Annotated in this window: 20 protein-coding genes; 13 read left to right on the top strand and 7 right to left on the bottom strand. The window is 59.8% G+C overall.

Annotated elements, in window-relative coordinates:
- Positions 1-43 precede the first annotated feature (43 nt).
- From KGB23_RS00295 to KGB23_RS00285, 3 genes are read left to right on the top strand one after another with little or no spacing between them, the layout of a single operon-like run.
- Positions 44-1,186, top strand: coding sequence for an ABC transporter ATP-binding protein (locus tag KGB23_RS00295; protein ID WP_008150457.1), 1,143 nt, complete (start codon positions 44-46; stop codon positions 1,184-1,186).
- A gap of 35 nt (positions 1,187-1,221) precedes the next feature.
- Positions 1,222-2,103 carry an ABC transporter permease subunit gene (locus KGB23_RS00290; RefSeq protein ID WP_223429611.1) on the top strand — a complete coding sequence of 294 codons (882 nt, stop codon included), beginning with the start codon at positions 1,222-1,224 and terminating at the stop codon, positions 2,101-2,103.
- Positions 2,100-2,993, top strand: a complete 894-nt coding sequence (locus tag KGB23_RS00285) for an ABC transporter permease subunit (RefSeq protein WP_150659053.1) — start codon at positions 2,100-2,102, stop codon at positions 2,991-2,993. The genes KGB23_RS00290 and KGB23_RS00285 overlap by 4 nt, the downstream gene beginning before the upstream one ends.
- Positions 2,994-3,133: 140 nt before the next feature.
- Here KGB23_RS00285 and KGB23_RS00280 read toward each other — a convergent pair whose 3' ends face one another.
- On the bottom strand, positions 3,134-3,775 hold the full coding sequence (locus KGB23_RS00280; protein WP_046045159.1) for an HD domain-containing protein: 642 nt from the start codon (positions 3,773-3,775) through the stop codon (positions 3,134-3,136).
- Positions 3,776-4,112: 337 nt separating this feature from the next.
- Between KGB23_RS00280 and KGB23_RS00275 the strand changes: the two genes are divergently transcribed.
- Entirely contained in the window at positions 4,113-5,078 is a 966-nt protein-coding gene (locus tag KGB23_RS00275) for a GlxA family transcriptional regulator (RefSeq protein WP_223429482.1), read from the top strand.
- 136 nt (positions 5,079-5,214) lie between these two features.
- Here the strand turns inward: KGB23_RS00275 and KGB23_RS00270 are convergent, their stop codons facing one another.
- Complete coding sequence (locus KGB23_RS00270; protein ID WP_223429481.1) at positions 5,215-7,626, bottom strand: penicillin acylase family protein; 2,412 nt, start codon at positions 7,624-7,626, stop codon at positions 5,215-5,217.
- A 108-nt stretch (positions 7,627-7,734) separates the two neighbouring features.
- Complete coding sequence (locus tag KGB23_RS00265; protein WP_223429480.1) at positions 7,735-8,316, bottom strand: DUF6436 domain-containing protein; 582 nt, start codon at positions 8,314-8,316, stop codon at positions 7,735-7,737.
- Positions 8,317-8,413: 97 nt separating this feature from the next.
- Here KGB23_RS00265 and KGB23_RS00260 point away from each other — a divergent pair, with 97 nt between their 5' ends.
- The gene (locus KGB23_RS00260) at positions 8,414-9,361 is read left to right on the top strand and encodes an alpha/beta hydrolase (RefSeq protein WP_223429479.1); all 948 of its coding nucleotides are present in this window, start codon (positions 8,414-8,416) and stop codon (positions 9,359-9,361) included.
- 119 nt (positions 9,362-9,480) lie between these two features.
- On the opposite strand, the gene KGB23_RS00255 is transcribed toward KGB23_RS00260, so the two are convergent.
- Positions 9,481-10,233 carry a DUF2059 domain-containing protein gene (locus KGB23_RS00255; protein ID WP_223429478.1) on the bottom strand — a complete coding sequence of 251 codons (753 nt, stop codon included), beginning with the start codon at positions 10,231-10,233 and terminating at the stop codon, positions 9,481-9,483.
- A gap of 108 nt (positions 10,234-10,341) precedes the next feature.
- Here KGB23_RS00255 and KGB23_RS00250 point away from each other — a divergent pair, with 108 nt between their 5' ends.
- Together KGB23_RS00250 and KGB23_RS00245 are read left to right on the top strand one after the other, a co-directional pair.
- A complete protein-coding gene (locus tag KGB23_RS00250; RefSeq protein ID WP_223429477.1) occupies positions 10,342-10,974 on the top strand; it encodes a 2OG-Fe(II) oxygenase in 633 nt (210 codons plus the stop codon).
- A 2-nt stretch (positions 10,975-10,976) separates the two neighbouring features.
- Complete coding sequence (locus KGB23_RS00245) at positions 10,977-11,462, top strand: DUF523 domain-containing protein (RefSeq protein WP_223429476.1); 486 nt, start codon at positions 10,977-10,979, stop codon at positions 11,460-11,462.
- Between the two features lie 218 nt (positions 11,463-11,680).
- On the opposite strand, the gene KGB23_RS00240 is transcribed toward KGB23_RS00245, so the two are convergent.
- Positions 11,681-12,265 carry a transporter substrate-binding domain-containing protein gene (locus KGB23_RS00240; RefSeq protein ID WP_223429475.1) on the bottom strand — a complete coding sequence of 195 codons (585 nt, stop codon included), beginning with the start codon at positions 12,263-12,265 and terminating at the stop codon, positions 11,681-11,683.
- A gap of 135 nt (positions 12,266-12,400) precedes the next feature.
- Here KGB23_RS00240 and KGB23_RS00235 point away from each other — a divergent pair, with 135 nt between their 5' ends.
- Positions 12,401-12,826 (top strand): DUF4399 domain-containing protein, encoded by a 426-nt coding sequence (locus KGB23_RS00235; protein WP_223429474.1) that lies wholly within the window; start codon positions 12,401-12,403, stop codon positions 12,824-12,826.
- Between the two features lie 64 nt (positions 12,827-12,890).
- Here KGB23_RS00235 and serA read toward each other — a convergent pair whose 3' ends face one another.
- Positions 12,891-14,120, bottom strand: a complete 1,230-nt coding sequence (serA, locus tag KGB23_RS00230) for a phosphoglycerate dehydrogenase (RefSeq protein ID WP_223429473.1) — start codon at positions 14,118-14,120, stop codon at positions 12,891-12,893.
- Positions 14,121-14,324: 204 nt separating this feature from the next.
- Between serA and KGB23_RS00225 the strand changes: the two genes are divergently transcribed.
- The 4 genes from KGB23_RS00225 to KGB23_RS00210 all read left to right on the top strand — a co-directional run bounded on the left by KGB23_RS00225 (position 14,325) and on the right by KGB23_RS00210 (position 18,506).
- The gene (locus KGB23_RS00225; RefSeq protein WP_223429472.1) at positions 14,325-15,719 is read left to right on the top strand and encodes an FAD-binding oxidoreductase; all 1,395 of its coding nucleotides are present in this window, start codon (positions 14,325-14,327) and stop codon (positions 15,717-15,719) included.
- Between the two features lie 36 nt (positions 15,720-15,755).
- A complete protein-coding gene (locus KGB23_RS00220) occupies positions 15,756-16,421 on the top strand; it encodes a fumarylacetoacetate hydrolase family protein (protein WP_046053735.1) in 666 nt (221 codons plus the stop codon).
- Between the two features lie 230 nt (positions 16,422-16,651).
- Positions 16,652-17,581, top strand: a complete 930-nt coding sequence (locus KGB23_RS00215) for an SdiA-regulated domain-containing protein (protein WP_223429471.1) — start codon at positions 16,652-16,654, stop codon at positions 17,579-17,581.
- Between the two features lie 7 nt (positions 17,582-17,588).
- Positions 17,589-18,506, top strand: a complete 918-nt coding sequence (locus tag KGB23_RS00210) for an SdiA-regulated domain-containing protein (RefSeq protein WP_223429470.1) — start codon at positions 17,589-17,591, stop codon at positions 18,504-18,506.
- Between the two features lie 127 nt (positions 18,507-18,633).
- Here KGB23_RS00210 and rpiA read toward each other — a convergent pair whose 3' ends face one another.
- The gene (rpiA, locus tag KGB23_RS00205; RefSeq protein ID WP_111448403.1) at positions 18,634-19,308 is read right to left on the bottom strand and encodes a ribose-5-phosphate isomerase RpiA; all 675 of its coding nucleotides are present in this window, start codon (positions 19,306-19,308) and stop codon (positions 18,634-18,636) included.
- 147 nt (positions 19,309-19,455) lie between these two features.
- On the opposite strand from rpiA, the gene ilvA reads away from it, so the two are divergent.
- A complete protein-coding gene (ilvA, locus tag KGB23_RS00200; protein WP_150659040.1) occupies positions 19,456-20,970 on the top strand; it encodes a threonine ammonia-lyase, biosynthetic in 1,515 nt (504 codons plus the stop codon).
- Positions 20,971-20,976 lie beyond the last annotated feature (6 nt).

Raw genomic sequence — 20,976 nt, 5'->3', positions numbered from 1 at the left:
CACCTTGAGCGAACTGCACTCTTTTTTTCTGGGAGTTTCGTAAATGGCAGTTGCCTCCGGCGCCTATAAGAAAGCCCTCGAGGGCGACCAATCACCTAAACAGGTGTTGGTCAAAATCGACCGGGTCACGAAGAAGTTCGACGAGACGATTGCCGTGGACGACGTGTCCCTGGAAATCAAGAAAGGCGAGATTTTCGCCCTGCTCGGCGGTTCGGGATCGGGCAAATCCACGTTGCTGCGTATGCTCGCAGGCTTCGAACGGCCCACGGAGGGGCGCATTTTCCTCGATGGCGTAGACATCACCGACATGCCGCCGTACGAGCGGCCGATCAACATGATGTTCCAGTCCTACGCCTTGTTCCCGCACATGACCGTGGCGCAGAACATCGCGTTCGGCCTCAAGCAGGACAAAATCCCCGCAGCTGAAGTCGATGCCCGTGTCGCGGACATGCTCAAGCTGGTTCAGATGACGCAATACGCCAAGCGTAAGCCGCATCAGTTGTCCGGTGGCCAGCGTCAGCGTGTGGCCCTGGCGCGTTCCCTGGCCAAGCGACCGAAGCTGTTGCTGCTCGACGAACCGATGGGTGCTCTGGACAAGAAGCTGCGTTCGCAAATGCAGCTTGAGCTTGTCGAGATCATCGAGCGGGTCGGCGTAACCTGCGTCATGGTGACCCACGACCAGGAAGAGGCCATGACCATGGCCGAGCGCATCGCGATCATGCACCTGGGCTGGATCGCCCAGATCGGCAGCCCGATCGACATCTACGAAACCCCGACCAGCCGTCTGGTCTGCGAGTTCATCGGCAACGTCAACATCTTCGACGGTGAAGTGATCGACGACGCCGAAGGTCACGCGACCATCACCTGCAAGGACCTGGACCGTCAGATTTACGTGGGCCACGGCATCAGCACGTCGGTGCAGGACAAATCCGTGACCTACGCGATCCGTCCGGAAAAACTGCTGGTGACGCCGACCATGCCAACCTGCGAATACAACTGGTCCAGCGGCAAGGTGCACGACATCGCCTACCTCGGTGGCCACTCGGTGTTCTACGTCGAACTGCCGAGCGGCAAGATCGTCCAGTCTTTCGTCGCCAACGCCGAGCGCCGCGGTCAGCGCCCAACCTGGGGTGACCAGGTCTACGTGTATTGGGAAGACGACAGCGGCGTGGTACTTCGCTCATGAACATGCGCAAACTCAAACGCCGTCTCAATCGAATAATTCCCGGTGGCCGCCAGTTGGTCATCGGGGTTCCGTTCATCTGGCTGTTCATGTTCTTCATGTTGCCGTTCTTCATCGTCCTGAAGATCAGCTTCGCCGAAGCCGACGTGGCCATTCCGCCGTACACCGAGATCTACAGCTACCTCGACCAAAAGGTGCAGTTGCTGCTTAACCTGAGCAACTACGCGATGCTGGCCGGCGACGAGTTGTACATCGCCGCCTACCTCGGCTCGTTGAAGATGGCGCTGATCAGCACCATCCTCTGTTTGCTGATCGGCTACCCGATGGCCTACGCCATTGCCAGTGCCCGCAAAGAGCTGCAAACGGTACTCGTGCTGCTGATCATGATGCCGACCTGGACCGCGATCCTGATCCGCGTTTATGCGTGGATGGGCATCCTCAGCAACAACGGTCTGCTCAATGGTTTCCTGATGAGCATGGGCTGGATCGACGAACCTCTGCAGATCCTCAACACCAACCTCGCGGTGTACATCGGTGTCGTTTATTCGTACCTGCCGTTCATGATTCTGCCGCTCTACGCCAACCTGGTGAAACACGACGCCAGCTTGCTGGAAGCCGCATCTGACCTGGGCTCGAGCACCTTCAACAGCTTCTGGAAAATCACCATTCCGCTGTCCAAGAACGGCATCGTCGCGGGCTGCATGCTGGTGTTCATTCCGGTGGTGGGCGAGTTCGTGATCCCGGAACTGCTCGGCGGCCCGGAAACCCTGATGATCGGTAAAGTGCTCTGGCAAGAGTTCTTCAACAACCGTGACTGGCCGGTGGCGTCTGCCCTGGCGGTGGTGATGCTGGCGATCCTGATTGTGCCGATCATCCTGTTCAACCGCAGTCAGGCCAAAGAAATGGAGGGTAAAGAATGAAGCGCTTCCGTTTCTCAAGCTTGATGCTGGTGCTGGGTTTGCTGTTCATCTATGCGCCGATGCTGATCCTGGTGATCTACTCGTTCAACGCCTCGAAACTGGTAACGGTGTGGGGCGGCTGGTCGATCAAGTGGTACGTCGGCTTGATGGACAACACTCAACTGATGGGCTCGGTGGTGCGCTCGCTGGAAATCGCCTGCTACACGGCGGTGGCGGCGGTGGCGCTGGGTACATTGGCCGCGTTCGTCCTGACCCGTATCACCCGCTTCAAGGGTCGCACGCTGTTCGGTGGCCTGGTCACCGCGCCGCTGGTGATGCCTGAAGTGATCACCGGTCTGTCGCTGTTGCTGCTGTTCGTTGCCATGGCGCAGATGATCGGTTGGCCACAGGAGCGCGGCATCATCACCATCTGGATCGCCCACACCACGTTCTGTGCGGCGTATGTGGCGGTGGTGGTGTCGGCGCGTTTGCGTGAGCTGGACCTGTCCATCGAAGAGGCGGCCATGGACCTCGGTGCGCGGCCGTGGAAGGTGTTCTTCCTGATCACCATCCCGATGATCGCGCCCTCCCTGGGAGCCGGCGGCATGATGTCGTTCGCGCTGTCGCTGGATGACCTGGTGTTGGCGAGCTTCGTGTCCGGTCCGGGTTCCACGACCCTGCCGATGGAAGTGTTCTCGGCGGTGCGTCTGGGCGTGAAACCCGAGATCAACGCCGTGGCCAGTCTGATTTTGCTGGCGGTATCGCTGATGACCTTCCTGGTCTGGTTCTTCAGCCGTCGTGCCGAAGAAAGTCGCAAACGCGCGATTCAGCAGGCGATCGAAGAAGGCGCTGCCGACTCCTGGAAACAACCGGACGTGCGTCGCGCCCAGCAGGCGCCGGAAGCTGCTTGAAGTAATGCCGGGTTGACCACAACAGTGTGGTCAACCCAGATCCAATGTGGGAGCGGGCTTGCTCGCGAAGGCGGACTGACATTCAACATCCATGTTGACTGACACACCGCTTTCGCGAGCAAGCCCGCTCCCACATTGGTTTATGCCACCCAAGGGGATTTGCGGATAATCTCGACGAAGTTCATCGGCTTGAACCCCGGCTCACTGTCGACCAGCACATCCGCGTTTACGGTGCCGAAAGTGGTGTCCGGCTTGTGTTTGAAGCCATTGGCGAACGCACACAGGATGCACTCCTTGAACCCTTCGCCACGCGGGTGGGCATGCACCACTTCTTCGCGTTGCGCGCTGGGGAACGCCGCGTAATCGATGCCCAGCACATCCATTTCGACGCCAGCGGTGACCAGTGCCACGTTAGGTCGCAGGTGTTGCGGCACGCCCGGTGTGGTGTGCAGGGCAATCGATAGCCACACTTGCTCGATATCGTCGTCGGACAAACCGTAAGGTTTGAGGAACGCTTTGGCAGCGTTGGCGCTATCGACTTCGAAACGCTCGTCGTCAGTGCGATGACCCTCCACCAAACCCAAGTCATGGAACATCGCGCCGACGTACAACAGTTCGGGGTTGTAGGCCAGTTGCTTGCGTTCACCGCTCAAGGCACCGAACAGAAACACCCGACGCGAATGGTGATACAACAGGTCTGATTCGACGTCGCGAATGTATTCCGTGGTGGCCTTGGCCAACGCGCTGTCAGGAATTTTGATACCGGCGATGGTGCTGCTCATGGTGCTGTCCTTGTGGGGAACGCCGTGGCGGCGCTGATGGGTTCAGTCTGTTCGAGCACCCGAAACCGGACAATCGATCCATGGCTGCGATCCCGGCCAATGAGCATGCATATCGTGCCAACCTCGCTTGTTGGTCACGGATTGGCTAGGGTTGCTGTCGATGAGCACGCTTTTGTGGCGAGGGAGCTTGCTCCCGCTGGGCTGCGAAGCGGCCCCAAGATTTACAACCGAGTTTTGTCAGGCGCACAGTGTCTGGCGGTTTTGCGATTGCTGCGCAACCGAGCGGGAGCAAGCTCCCTCGCCACAGGTAAGCGTGATCCATAGAGGCAATTGAGCCATGAGTAAAACCGTTGCCATCGTGGTCTTCGCCGGCGTTCAGTCTCTGGACGTCACCGGTCCCATGGATGTGTTTTGCGAAGCCAATCGTTTCCTTGAGCCGGCCGATCACTATCGACTGGAGGTGATCGGCGTCGAGCGCGGGATGATGGCGTGTTCCAACGGTTTGTCGCTCAATGCCCATCGGCATTTCAGTGAAGCACTGGAGGCCTATGACTTGCTGCTGGTGGCCGGTGGGCCGCAGTTGCCGTTCATGGATTTCGGTGCGGCATTCGATGCCTGGCTGCGCGATGCCTGCGCGCAGGCGCAACGCTTTGGTTCGATCTGCAACGGCGCGTTCATGCTCGCCAGGGCCGGATTGCTGGAAGGGCGAACGGTCACCACCCACTGGGGCGACGCCGCGGCGCTGGCGCAGTTGTGCCCGTCGACTCAGGTCGAGGCGGATCGCCTTTACGTGGAGGACGGCGAGCTCTACACCTCGGCGGGTGTCACGGCCGGGATTGATCTGTCGCTGTACCTGCTGGCCAGGGATCACGGGCCGGAAGTAGCGCTGAGTGTGGCAAAGCGACTGGTGGTGTTCACTCAGCGCTCGGGCGGGCAGTCACAGTTCAGCCCATTCCTCACGCCACACGCCGAACCCACTTCGGCGGTGGCGTTGGCGCAGCTCTACGTGTTGGCCAACCTGACGGGCGATCTGACGATTGCCGACCTGGCCAACGCCGCCAACATGAGCGCCCGCAACTTTTCCAGGGTGTTTACCAAAGAGGCGAAAATCACCCCGGCGGAATTCGTCGAGCGGGCCAGAGTGGACGCGGCGCGGGTGCTGCTTGAAAGCACCCACTCGCCGCTGAAGACCGTGGCTTATCAGTGCGGATTTCGCGATGCCCAGCACATGCGCAGTGTGTTCAGCCGCAGGCTGGGCGTGACGCCACAGCAGTTCAGGCTGAACTTTGCTGCGATGGTTTGAGCCATTACTTTTGTTGCCTGTCAGGGCCTCTTCGCGAGCAAGCCCGCTCCCACAGTTGACCGAGTTGCCCAGGCAGACACGGTTCAATGTGGGAGCGGGCTTGCTCGCGAAGGCGTCAGCCCCGGCCAACGGAAATCTATTGAGCCGCACGCGCTGGCAATAGCTTCAACGTGCTGCGGGTGTTGGCCGTGACTTCTTCATCATTGAGATGCGCCTGGTAGTAGATCCCTTCGATGTACGCCTCAGCCTGGTCGTCATAGTGGCTGTCGAACGGTACGCCGCTCTGGCCAACGGGGTTGACGGTCAGGCTGTGGGTCGGGTCGGCGAAGTCGATCAGACGGCGGGTCGAAGGACCATAAGTTACTGGCCACGGCGCCGGGCCGATTTTGGCCGAAAGGTTGTTCGGTACTTCGTGAGTGCCAGGTGCCGCGAACGGGCCGACATTGAAGATACGGTCCAGCAGCTTTTGCTGCCCCAGCGGATGGCCATGCGTTAGCGTGTGCGCCTTGCCCCACTGCCATTGCGCGAAATCGGCGCCGAGGGTGGTCTTGAGGTGAGCAATGCTCGCCTGCCAGGCAACCTTGACCGTATCGGCGCGGGTTTCCTTGCCGAGGGTGTTGCGGTTGTCCCACCACGGTGAATCGGCCGTTGCGGCCAGGCGAGGCAGTGCGGAATCAATCACCCGGGTCGACAGCAGAGTCTCGAAGAAGTCATTGCCCAGTTCATCGTGCATCGTCGCGTCAGCCAGGTTGAACAGGAGCTGGTTGAACAGCGTGGCGCTGGTGGAGTCGAGCGGGTAGTCACCTTTCCACTCGGCCAGTTGCTCAACCAGTTTGAGCTCGGCGGGATCGCTCACGACTTCACGCAATACCGGCAACAACGGCGCCAACAGGCGCGGGCCGTAGGCGGTGGTGGTGCCCAGTTGCAGCTTCTGGCTGGCGTCCAGATCCCACTTGATGGTTTTGTCGCTGAGTTGGCGATTGAGCTGCTGACCTCGATCGGCCAGGTTGTAGTAACCGGGAATCTCCATGCCGGTCGGCGACACTGGCTGGAAGTTGGCCGAGACGATGTAACCGCGTGCCGGATTCTCTTCCTGTGGGTTGGCGCTGAACGGGTAAAAACCTTCCTTGTCCGCGTCGGCGGTGCTGCCGTCGAGAATGAACCCCGGACGCACACCCGCCGGACGTTTCGGCAATTGCGCCGCTGCCCACCAGCCGATGTCGCCCTTGGCGTTGGCCCAGACGATGTTCAGACCCGGCGCCTGAACCTTTGCGGAGGCACTGCGCGCCTTGGCCAGGGTGTCGGCGCGGTTGAGCTGGTAGAAGCCCTCAAGGATCGGATTCTGGCTTTCGAGAAAACCCCACCACATGGCGATCGGTGTTTTGCCGACGCCACTACCCAGCGCATCGTTGACGATCGGCCCGTGGGGCGACTGGCGCAGCACCAGTGTTACCGGTGCCTGGCCCTTGACCGCGATCTGCTGTTCGCTGGTCACCATGTCCACCCACTTGCCGCGATACCAGACCTGATTGGGGTTGTCTGGATTGACCTTCTCGGCGATCAGGTCCAGGTCGTCGTTCTGGAACATGGTGATGCTCCAGCCGAAGTCGCGGTTCATCCCGAGAGAGGCGAACGGCATCAATGCCTGATAGTGACCGTAGAGCTCAAAACCCGGCGCCGAGAGCTGCGCTTCATACCATACCGACGGCGCGGAAAAACGGATATGCGGGTCGCCGGCCAACAGCGGTTTGCCGCTTTTGGTCCGACTACCGGAGACGGCCCAGGCGTTGCTGCCCTCGAACTGCGGCAAACCATTGTCGGCAAGTGCCTGTTCGCTGAGACGGGCGAGGGCGTTGAGGTCTTTCCAGTCGGTACTGGCGAGGGGTGGCATGGCACCGCTGCGGTTTTTCGCCAGCACGCCCTTGGGCTGCCAGTCGAGATCGAAGACGTTCAGGTAGTTGGCGCCCAGTTGATCGCGCACGTAGGTCAGCAACGGTTCGGTGCGAAACGCTGCGGCAAAACTGTAGGCCATGTAACCGGTGATGCTGATGGTGTCCAGAGCGGTGAACGGGCGTTTGGGTATGCCCAGTACATCAAACTCCGCAGGTTTTGGGTGGCTGTCCTGATACTGGTTGATGCCATCCAGATAGGCTTGCATGGCGATAAAGGCCGGCGACTGTTTGTCCATGTTCGCCAGGTAGGTGTCGGCGCGTTCGCGAATGCGCAAGCTGCGCATCAGCTTGTCGGTGTCGAGCAGTTTCGGGCCCAGGACCTCGGCCAGCTCGCCGCGGGCGAGGCGGCGCAGGGTTTCCATCTGAAACAGCCGGTCCTGGGCGTGCACGTACCCGAGGGCACGGTACAGGTCGGTTTCGTTCTCGGCGCGGATGTGCGGGATGCCGCGCTCGTCGTAGCGCACGGTGACCGAACCTTGCAGGTGTTGCAGTTCCACCATGCCCTGGCGTGACGGCTGCTTGCTGAAAACGTACCAGCCTGCAGCTGCGGCAAGCGCAACAATCAGCAGGGCGAGAACGGTCAGGCTACGTTTCATGGTGATTCCTTGTTGTTATCAGTGGCTGCAGTTCCCTGGCGCCACTGTTTAACACGGCTTGGCGACATGGCCATCGCACTTAGGAGGGATTCGCGTCTCCTGTCCGCCTTACTTCACTGCGTCGATGGGCCACGGGCAGTAACAACCCACGGCCAGTGTGTGCGTGGCATTCACCGCGCGGCCTTCGCTCAACGCTTGCAGAATCGGCTCGATAAAGCTGTTACTCGAATTGCAGGTCAGGCCTTCGCTGTACGGGCCGAAATACGCCAGTTTGCCGCTGCGATCCCAGATCGCGACGGCCGGGCTGGCGGGGATCTGTTCGGAGCCTGGCAGGACGGCGATGCTTTTCAGGCTGCTTAAGGTGCTCGGTAACTGACCGTGGCTGCCAGGCTTTTGTACCGCATAAAACTCCACGCCTTGCGCTGCATAGTGCTCAACCAGTTCGCTCAGGTGTTGTTGGTTACCGACGTTGCACGGGCAGGCCGGGTCCCAGAAGTGCACGAGGCGGATGGCGCCGGGGCCGGCGAGGTTGTCGGGCAGGCGCAGCGGGTCACCGGAGAACACCGCGGTGTGCTCGCTGAACGCCCGCAGGTAGCGCCCCTGAAACCAGTCGTAAGCAGCCCACAGCACGCCGGCACACACGAGGGCGAGCAGGCTGGCAAGCAGTGTGGCGCGGTAGGGCGAGCGCATGGATTTCAGTCCTCGAAGGTGCGCTAGCTTGCCATGCTTGCCCCAACAGATGAATATCGCAGGCCCATAAAGTCCGTTTCGCGTTCTGGAATTGCTCATGTCTGCCACTTTCGACTCCGATCATCTGCGTGCCAGCCTGCGGCCGCTGGCCGACTGGCAGCCGCTGTCGGTGGAAGCGCTGGCTTACCAGCGTTTCTACGGGCTGGATTTTGCGGGGCGCAACGTGCGCAGTGGCCTTGGACGTTTCGCGGTCGATGGTTATGAAGTGGTCAGCCAGGTCTGGTGGCCCGAGCGGGCGAAGGCGACGCTGTTTTTGTTCCACGGTTTTTACGATCACACCGGGCTTTACCGGCATGTGATCGAATGGGCGCTGGATCAGAATTTCGCGGTGATTGCCTGCGACCTGCCGGGACACGGGCTGTCCAGTGGCGAACGGGCCAGCATCAAGGATTTCACCGAGTATCAGGACACGCTGCAAGGGTTGTTCACCGAAGCGCAATCCCTCGATCTGCCGCAGCCGTGGCACTTGTGCGGGCAAAGCACTGGCGGCGCGATCGTGATCGATCATGTGCTCAATCAGGGCGCCAGCAGTCCGGCGCAAGGTCAGGTCATTCTGCTGTCGCCGTTGGTAAGGCCGCGGGCCTGGGGCTGGTCGCAACTCAGCTATTACCTGCTCAAGCCTTTCGTCAAAGCCATCGCCCGGCGCTTCAGCGAGAACTCCAACGACCCGGATTTTCTGCCCTTCCTGCAAGCCGATCCGTTGCAGCCGCTCCGTTTGCCGACCGCCTGGGTCGGTGCGTTGGCGCGCTGGATCAAACGCATCGAAGCCGCACCGTACAGCATGCGGCGACCGCTGATTGTGCAGGGGCAGGCGGACATGACCGTGGACTGGGAGCATAACCTTGAAGTATTGCGGAGCAAGTTCGATCGGCCGCAGGTGTTGATGTTGCCTGAGGCGCGGCATCACCTGGCGAATGAGACGCAGGCGTTGCGGCGGGAGTATTTCGGGTTTTTGACGAAGCGGATTAAAGGCCGGAATCTTTAGCGGCTGTGGCGGCCCCTTCGCGAGCAAGCCCGCTCCCACAGTGACCGAGTTGTTCAGACGTACTCGGTCAAATGTGGGAGCGGGCTTGCTCGCGAAGGGGCCCTTTCAGGCGCCGAATATCACTGGCGAAGACTTGAAGTATCCTGCCCCACCGCCAGCCCTGCGCGAATCGCTGCCAATGCTGCCTGGTAATAAGCCTTGCCCTCGGTGGACTCGGCGAAGGTCGCGAACTCTTCCAGTTCTTCATCCGACAGGTCGCGATAGACATACAACAGCGTGTTGTTCAGGTCGCTGCCGATCTGGTCCATCAAGCGCTGACGCTGACCGTTCAACATGCCTTGAGCCTGACCACCGCCGAGCAGGCCGGGGATCATCGAACTGAGGCTGTCGGCCGCGACGCCGGCAATCGCCAGGCTGACTTCCGCGCCAGCCTCGCGAGCGGGCAAGGCCTGGGCCAGATGGCCGATGATCAGCATGCGGCTGTCGCTGGCCTGGACCCTGGGTAAACCCTTGGCGTTTTTTGCCAACTGATCGCGACGGGTCGCGAGCAATTCGGCGGCCACGATTTTCTTGCCCAAGGGTGACTGAAAGAACGTCAGCGCAGGTTTTGGATCGGCGAGGATCTTGCGCAATTGCGCTTCGGCGCGCTGGTCCACCGCCTGGGGGGCAAAGCGCTGATTGCTGTTACTCACCAGCGCCTGGAACACTGCCGGCGGCAGGCTGTTCTGGTACCGCTGCTGAGCGGCCGAAAGAGCGTCATTGAAATGCGCGCGTTGTTCTGGCCAACCGGCGACCTTGTACAACTGGTCGTGGCCGTCTGCCCAAGCGGGCAATACACAGAACATCAACAGTGAAAAAAGCAAACGGCGCATAGGGACTCCTGTCAGCAGGCGACTATTCTCCGTGTGGCATTCGTCCTTGTCGAGAATTCGTATCAACCCGCTGCGCGGCTCTGTCGGATTTTCAGGCACAGGAATACTATGCGCGGCATGCGAATACCCTCTGATCACCCGCTGCTGTTACGTATCGTCGACGACCTGGCTGAGCACGGCTGGTCGCAGCAGAATATTTTCCTTCCTCTGGGTCTGACCCGGGAACTGGCGGCTGAGTGCCGTAAACGTGCTGCCGAGGGCGAATTGGCCCCGGCCGCCGTGGGTCGAGGGGCAACATCCGAGATTCGCGAGGGGATTCGCGGCGACCATATCCAGTGGATCGAGCCCGGCCAGGCGTTGGCGTGCGACAGCTATCTGGATTTGATGGACAGCTTGCGCGAGGCGATGAATCGCGGTTTGTTTCTGGGCCTGGAAGATTTCGAAAGCCATTTCGCGCTGTACCCGCCCGGCGCGTTCTACCTCAAGCATGTCGACCGTTTCCGCGACGACGACCGGCGCACGGTGTCGGCGGTGGTCTATCTCAATGACGCCTGGCTGCCCGAGCACGGCGGCCAGTTGCGTATGTACCTGGGTGAAGGCGTCGAACATGATGTGGTGCCCGCCGGCGGATGCCTGGTGGTGTTTCTGTCGGGTGAAGTGCCCCACGAAGTCCTGCCCGCGACCCGGGATCGCCTGTCGTTGACCGGCTGGTTCCGGCGGCGTGGCAACGAGCCGTTCTGATCATGCAAAAAATTCTGGTAAGCCGCTGTCTGCTGGGCCACCGCGTACGTTACGACGGAGGGGCCAGTGGGCCGTTCGATCAACTTCAGCAGTGGCTTGATGAAGGTCGGGTGGTGCCGTTGTGTCCGGAAGTTGCTGGCGGGTTGCCGACGCCGAGGGCGGCGGCAGAGATTCCGGGCGGGCAGGGTGGTGAAGTGCTTGATGGCCACGCCTCAGTGTTCACCACCGAGGGCGAGGACGTCAGCGCCGAGTTTCTCTCGGGGGCGTATCAGGCGTTGGAGCTGGTGCAAAAGCACGGCATCCGCATTGCCGTGCTCAAGGCCAACAGCCCGTCTTGCGGGAATTTGTTGACGTATGACGGGACGTTCAGTGGTGTGAAGGTGAGTGGCGAGGGCGTGACTGCGGCGTTGCTCAGGCGCCATGGCGTTCAGGTCTTCAGTGAGCTCGAGTTGGTTGAGGCAGCGGTGGCTTTGGATGCTTTGGGCTGATCCAGAATCCACCCCCTCTCCCTAACCCTCTCCCCAGGGGGCGAGGGGACTGGTCGTGGGGATCTGTAGAAATTTTGCGACTTGAACGATTTTTACTGAATCCATAATCGACACGATTTTTCAGGTCGATGGATAGCTCCAGACACCTCGGTCAGTCCCCTCTACCCCTTGGGGAGAGGGTTAGGGTGAGGGGCTGGATCTAAAGAGCGACAAAATTCTTAAGGCTTGGGCGCCACACCCGTATCCGCCCCCAACCACTTCTGTTCCAGTGCCTCCAATCGCCCATCCGCCTTGATCCGCTGTAGCGCGTTCTCCAGGCTGGCATGAAACGCCGGGTTACCTTTCTGAAACGGAATCGCCAGGCTAACCGGCGAGCGGTCTTTTGGCTTTTCTTCAGTCAGCGATTGCACCAGCAGGATTGAGCGTGGCTCTTCCTTCTGCGCGATCAATTGCGCGTTGGTGTGAATGTAAGGTTCGCTGAAGTCGAAACGATCCTCGAGGTCCGGGGTCATTGCTATGTGGTTGATGGCGACGTCGTACTTGCCGGATTCAACACCTTGCAACAGATCGCTGGAATCGGTAACGACGAAGTCGGCCCGTACGTCCAGTTCGTCAGCCAGCAGTTGCCCCAATTCGACTTCGAAACCCGTAAGTTTGCCGTCTTCCTTGAAATTGAAGGGCGGTGTATTAGCCTCAAGGGCAATACGCAATTCGCCTCGGTCGTTTACATCGTCAATCAGTTCGGCATGAGCCAAAGGGCTCAGAAGGGGTAGCAGGCAGATCAGGCCAGGCAAAAAACGCATGGTCACTCCTTGAATTCATTTATCGCGATGCTCTGATTCAGGCTCGCTTTGCTATGGTTGTCGAGTGCCTTCGACAACGAATGGCCATGAAGTTGTCATGGCCACGCGGATTTTACGGAAAAACTGGAGAAGAGAATGAAAACCTTTATGTCACGAGCAGCATTGGCTGGCCTGTTGATGGGTGCTTCGATGCTGGCAACGGCTGCTACACCGGCTCCCAAAGGTGCAGAAGTGTCCATCGTTTCTCCTGCGGACGGAGCTAGTGTTCCGCAAACCGTCGTCGTCAAGTTCGCTGTCGAGAACATTGCGCTGGCGCCAGCGGGCGATGTCACCAAGAACACCGGCCATCACCACTTGCTGATCGATGTCGATGAACTGCCAGCCGCCGGTGCGCCGATCCCCAACGATGCCAACCACCTGCATTTCGGCAAGGCGCAGACCCAGGCTGAAGTAACGTTGACGCCGGGCAAACACACCTTGCAGCTGGAACTGGGCGATAGCGGCCACATGCCGTTCGATCCGCCGATCGTGTCGGAGAAAATCACCGTCAACGTTAAGTAACATCAGTCGCGCCCATGAAAAAGGAGACCCGAAGGTCTCCTTTTTTTTGTCGCTCAAGTCACTATCAGAACAACACGCGGCAACGAATGGTGCCGTTGATGTGCTGCAGCTTCTCTTGGGCCATTTCCGAGTAATCGGCGTCGACGTCGATCACGACGTAGCCGACTTTCTCGTTGGTCTGCAGGAACTGACCGGAAATGTTGATGCCGTTTTCGGCGAAGACCTTGTTGATCTCGCTCATCACACCCGGAATGTTCTCGTGGATGTGCAGCAGACGGTGCTTGCCAGGGTGAGCCGGCAGGGCCACTTCCGGGAAGTTGACCGAGGACACCGAGGTACCGTTGTCGCTGTACTTGACCAGTTTCTCAGCCACTTCCAGACCGATGTTGGCTTGCGCTTCAGCGGTGGAACCGCCGATGTGCGGGGTCAGGATCACATTGTCCAGGCCACGCAGCGGGCTTTCGAACTCTTCTTCGTTGGAGCGAGGCTCTACCGGGAATACGTCGATGGCCGCGCCGATCAGGTGCTTGTCCTTGATCGCGTCCGCCAGCGCTTGCAGTTCAACTACAGTGCCGCGAGCCGCGTTGATCAGAATGCCGCCCTTCTTGATCGCACGGATTTCTTTCTCGCCGATCATCCACTGGGTCGCTGCGGTTTCCGGAACGTGCAGGGTGACGATGTCGGACATGCCCAGCAGCTCGGTCAGGTTACCGACCTGAGTCGCGTTGCCCAATGGCAGCTTGGTCACGGTGTCGTAGAAGTACACCTGCATGCCCAGGCCTTCAGCCAGGACCGACAGTTGAGTACCGATCGAGCCGTAACCGACGATGCCGAGCTTCTTGCCACGGATTTCGAAGGAGTTGGCTGCGCTCTTGATCCAGCCGCCACGGTGGCAGGAAGCGTTCTTCTCAGGGATGCCGCGCAGCAACAGGATCGCTTCGGCCAGCACCAGCTCGGCAACGGAGCGAGTGTTGGAGTACGGAGCGTTGAACACTGCGATGCCGCGTTCGCGGGCAGCATTAAGGTCAACCTGGTTGGTGCCGATGCAGAAACAGCCGACAGCGACCAGTTTCTTCGCGTGATCGAAGATCTCTTCGGTCAGTTGAGTGCGGGAGCGAATGCCGATGAAGTGAGCATCAGCGATCTTTTCCTTCAGCTGGGCTTCCGGCAGAGAACCTGTGAGGTACTCGATGCTGGTGTAGCCCGCCGACTTGAGGACGTCGACAGCCGATTGGTGGACGCCTTCGAGAAGAAGGAACTTGATCTTGCTCTTATCGAGAGAAGTCTTGCTCATCTGCGTAAACCTGTATCCCGGAGAAAAATGGCAGGAAATAGCCAGCAGACGCTGACCCGGACGGCAGGAAAGCCGTCGCCACAGAATAGCCGTTGGGCACTATCCTGCGGGGTCGGTATGCTAGCATATGCACCCCGCTAAACACTCATTCCTGCGACGTGAAGCGTTCTCAGGATGACCATGAATTGTTCGAGAGTTCTGTCGATGACCAATCCTGCCCTGATTGAAGAGCTGAAGACCCTGGTTGAGCCTGGCAAGGTGCTGACCGATGCCGACTCCCTGAATGCTTACGGTAAGGATTGGACCAAGCATTTCGCCCCGGCCCCGACCGCCATCGTGTTCCCCAAGACCACCGAACAAGTCCAGGCCATTGTCCGTTGGGCCAATGAGCACAAAATTGCGCTGGTACCGTCCGGCGGTCGCACCGGGCTGTCCGCCGCTGCCGTGGCCGCCAATGGCGAAGTCGTTGTGTCCTTCGACTACATGAACCAGATCCTTGACGTGAACATGACCGACCGCACCGCGGTCTGCCAGCCGGGCGTAGTCACCGAACACCTGCAGAACGTCGCCGAAGAAAAAGGCCTGTATTACCCGGTGGACTTCGCTTCGGCAGGTTCGAGCCAGATTGGCGGCAATATCGGCACCAATGCCGGCGGGATCAAGGTGATTCGCTACGGCATGACCCGTAACTGGGTCGCTGGCATGAAAGTGGTCACCGGCAAAGGCGATTTGCTGGAACTGAACAAAGACCTGATCAAGAACGCCACCGGTTACGACCTGCGTCAGCTGTTCATTGGTGCTGAAGGCACCCTCGGTTTCGTGGTCGAAGCGACCATGCGCCTGGACCGTGCGCCGAAAAACCTCACCGCGATGGTCCTCGGTACTACTGACTTCGACTCGATCATGCCGGTGTTGCACGCGTTCCAGAGCAAGCTCGACCTGACCGCCTTCGAATTTTTCTCCGACAAAGCCTTGGCCAAGGTCATGGGCCGGGGCGACGTACCCGCGCCATTCGAAACCGATTGCCCGTTCTACGCATTGCTGGAATTCGAAGCGACCACCGAAGAAGTGGCCAACCACGCCCTGGAAACCTTCGAGTACTGCGTCGAGCAGGGCTGGGTGCTGGACGGCGTGATGAGCCAGAGCGAAACCCAGCTGCAAAATCTTTGGAAGCTGCGCGAATACATCTCCGAAACCATTTCCCACTGGACGCCGTACAAGAACGACATTTCGGTCACTGTGTCGAAAGTCCCGGCGTTCCTGAAGGAAATCGACGCGATCGTCGGCGAACACTACCCGGATTTCGAAATCGTCTGGTTCGGCCACATCGGCGACGGCAACCTGCACTTGAACATTCTCAAGCCGGAAAACCTGAGCAAGGACGAGTTCTTCGCCAAGTGCGCGACCGTCAACAAGTGGGTGTTCGAAACCGTTGAGAAGTACAACGGCTCGATTTCCGCCGAACATGGCGTGGGCATGACCAAGCGTGACTACTTGACCTACAGCCGCTCGCCGGTCGAGATCGAGTACATGAAAGCCGTCAAAGCGGTGTTCGATCCGAATGGCATCATGAACCCGGGCAAAATTTTCGCTGTTTGACTTTTGAATTTAAGAGCTACGAAACAGGAGTCGGTAATGAGCTATCAGCACCAGTATGTCGACGGTACGCGTATTCACTTCCCGCTGGGGAAAGTGGTGTGCATTGGCCGTAACTACGCCGAACACGCCAAGGAACTGGACAATCCGGTGCCTACCGAGCCGCTGCTGTTCATCAAGCCGGGCAGTTGCGTGGTGCCGCTGGAAGGTGGTTTCAGCATTCCGACCGAGCGTGGTTCGGTTCATTACGAAGCGGAAATCGCGGTGTTGATCGGCAAGCCGTTGTCGACCAAACCGAGCCGTGAAGAAGTGCTGGATGCCATCTCCGGTTTCGCCCCGGCCCTGGACCTGACCCTGCGCGACAAGCAGGCCGAGCTGAAAGCCAAGGGCCTGCCGTGGGAAATCGCCAAGTCCTTCGACGGTGCGGCGGTGATTGCGCCGTTCGTGTCCGGCAGCACGTTCGCTGACCTGACCGACATTGGCATCCGCCTGACCATCAACGGCGAAGTGCGCCAGGATGGCAACAGCAGCGCGATGCTCAACCCGATCGTGCCGATGATCCAGCACATGGCCGGCTGCTTCTCGCTGCAGGCCGGTGACGTGATCCTGACGGGTACGCCGGTTGGCGTCGGTCCGCTGAATGTCGGTGACGAACTGGTGATTGAATTGCCAGGCGCCAGCAGCTTCACCAGCAGCGTCCGCTAAAAAAGCAAAAGATCGCAGCCTGCGGCAGCTCCTACACCAATCTCTGTAGGAGCTGCCGCAGGTTCGGGCCGCGTTCGGACGATCTTTTGATCTTGGCTGCCCGCGCAGGGCTTTCCCGCCATTTCCCGTTTTTTTCACATCTCGTCCGGATAATTCCGGGACTTGCGGCGTCTTAGCCGGTCCCAATTGTGCTATTACCCTTAGCCTGAATTTCTGGAACGCATCCCTCGATGGTCACCCAACCACTGCCCAAGCTTAAAACTGCCCGCCGCTCGCGCTTTGTCCTGCGTTGGTATTCCTGGCTTTTGCTGGTGGCAGCCATCGCGTACGGCGTTGCGTTTGCCATGCATTGGGATGACCGTGGCGTGCTCTGGTTGCGCGAGCGTTTCGAAAGTCCCGCCGAGCGTCAGGCCAGTGTCTGGCTACCGGATTACCGGGCAGTGATCGACGCCAAACTGCTGCCGGGCATGGAAAAGGACGAAGCGTCGGACCTGGCCTACAACCCTCAAACCAAAACCCTGTTCTCGGTCATGGGCAAGAACCCGTTCCTCGTCGAGCTGACATTGCAGGGCGACGTGCTGCGCAAGATGCCGCTGGTGGGCTGGAGCAACCCGGAAGGCGTGACTGTGATGGGCAACGGTTTGCTGGCCATCGTCGATGAGCGCGAACACATGCTCTCCATCGTCAAGGTCGATGCCGATACCCGCGAGCTGAACATCGCTGACTTCCCGAAATACGACCTCGGTCCTTCGAAAGACCAGAACAAGGCCTTCGAAGCCATCGTCTGGGATTCGCGCAATCAGCAAATCCTGCTGGGTGAAGAGCGTCCGCCAGCACTGTTTAGCTGGAAAAGCGATGGCAGCCAGAGCCTGAAGGGCGACAAGCAAAAACTCACCAGTGATGAACTGGACATCCGCAACCTCTCGGCGCTGGCCATCGACCCGCGCACCGGGCATACCCTGGTGCTGTCTGCCGACTCCCACTTGTTGCTGGAGCTGGACGAGAAGGGCGAGCAGGTCAGTTTCATGACCTTGCTGGGCGGCTTCAATGGTTTGAAGAAGACCATTCCTCGCGCCGAAGGCGTGACCATGGACGAGGCGGGCACGCTGTACATGGTGAGTGAGCCGAACCTGTTCTATCGCTTCGAAAAGCAGAAATAAGGCCTGAATGCGTCGACTTGCCCGCCCCAAGCCTCTGCTTTTGATCCTGTCGGTCATAGCGTTGATCGCGCTGGTTGCGGCCGGCCAGTACCTGCGCCTGTTCGAGCGCGCCTGGTTCAACCTGCACACCCTTTGGCAGCCCATGAACGGTCAGTCCATCGGTCTGGATCAGTACCAGGTAGCGGTCGAGGCGCGAGTCATTGTCGGGCTGGCCGACGATGTTTCGGCGCTGACCTTCGATCCGGTGCGCAAAAGCCTGTTCACCGTCACCAACAAAAACTCAGAGCTGATCGAACTGTCGCTGGACGGCCAGATTATTCGACGCATTGCGCTGATCGGGTTTGGCGATCCGGAAGCCGTGGAATTCATCAGCGCCGACACTTACGTGATCACTGACGAGCGTCAGCAGCGGCTGATCAAGATTCATCTGGAGAGCGACACAACGTTCCTCGACGCAGCGGATGCCGAGCAGATGACCCTTGGCGTACACATGAGCGGCAACAAGGGCTTCGAAGGTCTCGCTTACGACTCGGTGGGCAAGCGGTTGTTTGTCGCCAAGGAACGCGACCCGATGCTGATCTACGAAGTGCACGGCTTTCCGCATTACAACCCGGAAAAATCCTACGCAGTGCACGTAGTGAACAACCCCAAGCGCGATGCCGGGATGTTCGTGACGGACCTGTCGAGCCTGCAATACGACGAGCGCAGCGGCCATTTGCTGGCGTTGTCGGATGAATCCCGACTGATTCTGGAACTGGATGTGGGCGGGCGACCGCTGAGCACCCTGTCACTGAGCAAGGGGCGTCAGGGGTTGCAGAAGACAGTGCCACAAGCGGAAGGGATCGCCATGGATGACGACGGCACGATGTACCTGGTGAGCGAGCCGAACCTGTTCTACATCTTCAAAAAACCAGCACAACCCTGACAAACGCCCCAAAACCAATGTGGGAGCGGGCTTGCTCGCGATGAGGCCGTGTCAGTCGATAGAGATGTTGACTGAAAGACCGCTATCGCGAGCAGGCTCGCTCCCACAGGTTTATCTGCGTGTCTGATTATTGGGCGCGCAGGGTTTTCACGCCTTCGCTGGTGCCCAGCAGCAGCAAATCCGCCGGACGTGCCGCGAACAGCCCATTGGTGACCACGCCGACGATGGCGTTGATCTGCGTCTCCAGCTCCACCGGGTTGGTGATCTGCATGTTGAACACGTCGAGTATGATGTTGCCGTTGTCGGTCAGCACGCCTTCACGGTAAACCGGGTCGCCGCCCAGCTTCACCAGTTCGCGGGCCACGTGGCTGCGGGCCATCGGGATCACTTCCACCGGCAGCGGGAACGCGCCGAGTACCGGCACCAGTTTGCTGGCGTCGGCGATGCAGATGAAGGTCTTGGCCACGGCCGCCACAATCTTCTCGCGGGTCAGGGCTGCGCCGCCGCCCTTGATCAGGTTCAGGTGCTCGTCGCTTTCGTCGGCGCCGTCGACGTAGAACTCCAGGTCGCTGACGGTGTTCAGCTCATACACCGGAATGCCGTGGCCCTTGAGGCGGGCAGCGGTGGCTTCGGAACTGGCGACCGCGCCGTCGAACGCGCCTTTGTGCTTGGCCAGTGCGTCGATGAAGCAGTTGGCGGTGGAGCCGGTGCCGACCCCGACGATGCTCTTGTCGTCGAGTTTCGGAAGGATGAAGTCGACGGCGGCCTGAGCCACTGCCTGTTTGAGTTGATCCTGGGTCATGCGGGCTCCGAAGCGGGCAAGGGGAGAACGGAAAGGCCGGCATTATAGCCCCATGCCGGGCTAAAACCTCTTGATTCGTGTGGTCGCCCGCCCGAAAGCCGGGTTAGACTCCTTGGCCCTGCCCAACCCGCTCAGTGATGCTTTCCGATGCTCGAACAGTACGTCAAAAAGATCCTCACCTCGCGCGTTTATGACGTTGCCGTAGAAACCCCATTGCAGACTGCCCGCCAGCTCTCCGAGCGGCTGGGCAACAACATTTGGCTCAAGCGCGAAGACTTGCAGCCGGTGTTCTCGTTCAAGATTCGTGGCGCCTACAACAAGCTCACCCAGCTTTCCGATGAAGAGCGTGCTCGCGGTGTCGTTACCGCTTCTGCGGGCAACCACGCGCAAGGCCTGGCCCTGGCGGCGAAAGTGTTGGGCGTGAAAGCGACCATCGTGATGCCCAAGACCACCCCGGAAATCAAAGTCGAAGGCGTGCGTTCTCGTGGCGGCAAAGTGGTGCTGCACGGGGATTCGTTCCCGGAAGCCCTGGCCTACTCGCTGAAACTGGTCGACGAAAAAGGCTACGTCTACATTCACCCTTACGACGATCCCCACACCATTGCCGGGCAGGGCACGGTGGCAATGGAGATTCTGCGCCAGCACCCTGGCCGTCTGGACGCGATCTTCGTCCCGGTGGGCGGTGGTGGATTGATCGCCGGGATCGCGGCGTACGTGAAGTACTTGCGGCCTGAAATCAAAATCATCGGCGTCGAGCCGGACGATTCCAACTGCCTGCAAGCCGCCATGGCCGCTGGCGAACGCGTGATCCTGCCGACCGTGGGCCTCTTCGCCGATGGCGTCGCAGTGGCGCAGATTGGTCAGCACACTTTTGATATCTGCAAAGACTATGTCGATGAAGTGATCACCGTCAGCACCGATGAAATCTGTGCGGCGATCAAGGACATCTACGACGATACCCGCTCGATCACCGAACCTGCTGGCGCCTTGGGCGTGGCCGGGATCAAGAAATACGTCGAGCAACGCGGCGTCACCGGTCACACCTTTGTAGCCATCGACTCCGGCGCCAACGTCAACTTCGACCGCCTGCGCCACGTCGCCGAGCGCGCTGAACTGGGCGAGGGCCGCGAAGCGATCATCGCCGTGACGATTCCCGAGAAGCCGGGCAGCTTCAAGGCGTTCTGTGAAGCCATCGGCAAGCGCCAGATCACCGAATTCAACTACCGCTACAACACCGGTAGCGAGGCGCACATCTTTGTTGGCGTGCAGACGCACCCGGAAAACGACCCGCGCAGTGCGCTGCTGGCCAGCCTGACCGAGCAGGGTTTCCCGGTGCTCGATCTGACCGACAACGAATTGGCCAAGTTGCACATCCGCCACATGGTCGGCGGCCGTGCGGCTCATGTGGTTGATGAAGTGATTCTGCGCTTCGAATTCCCGGAGCGCCCGGGCGCGCTGTTCAACTTCCTCAACAAGCTCGGCGGGCGCTGGAACATCTCGATGTTCCACTACCGCAACCATGGCGCGGCGGATGGTCGTGTGGTCGCGGGCCTGCAAGTGCCTCACGATGAACGCCACCTGGTGCCCGCAGCGCTGGAAGAAATCGGCTACCCGTATTGGGACGAAAGTGACAACCCGGCCTATCAGCTGTTTCTCGGCTGAGCGGCT

The organism is Pseudomonas sp. GL-B-26, from assembly GCF_019947405.1.
GTDB lineage: Bacteria > Pseudomonadota > Gammaproteobacteria > Pseudomonadales > Pseudomonadaceae > Aquipseudomonas.
Note: the sequence above shows the minus strand (reverse complement) of the source record. Positions and strands in the feature narration are given on the sequence as shown.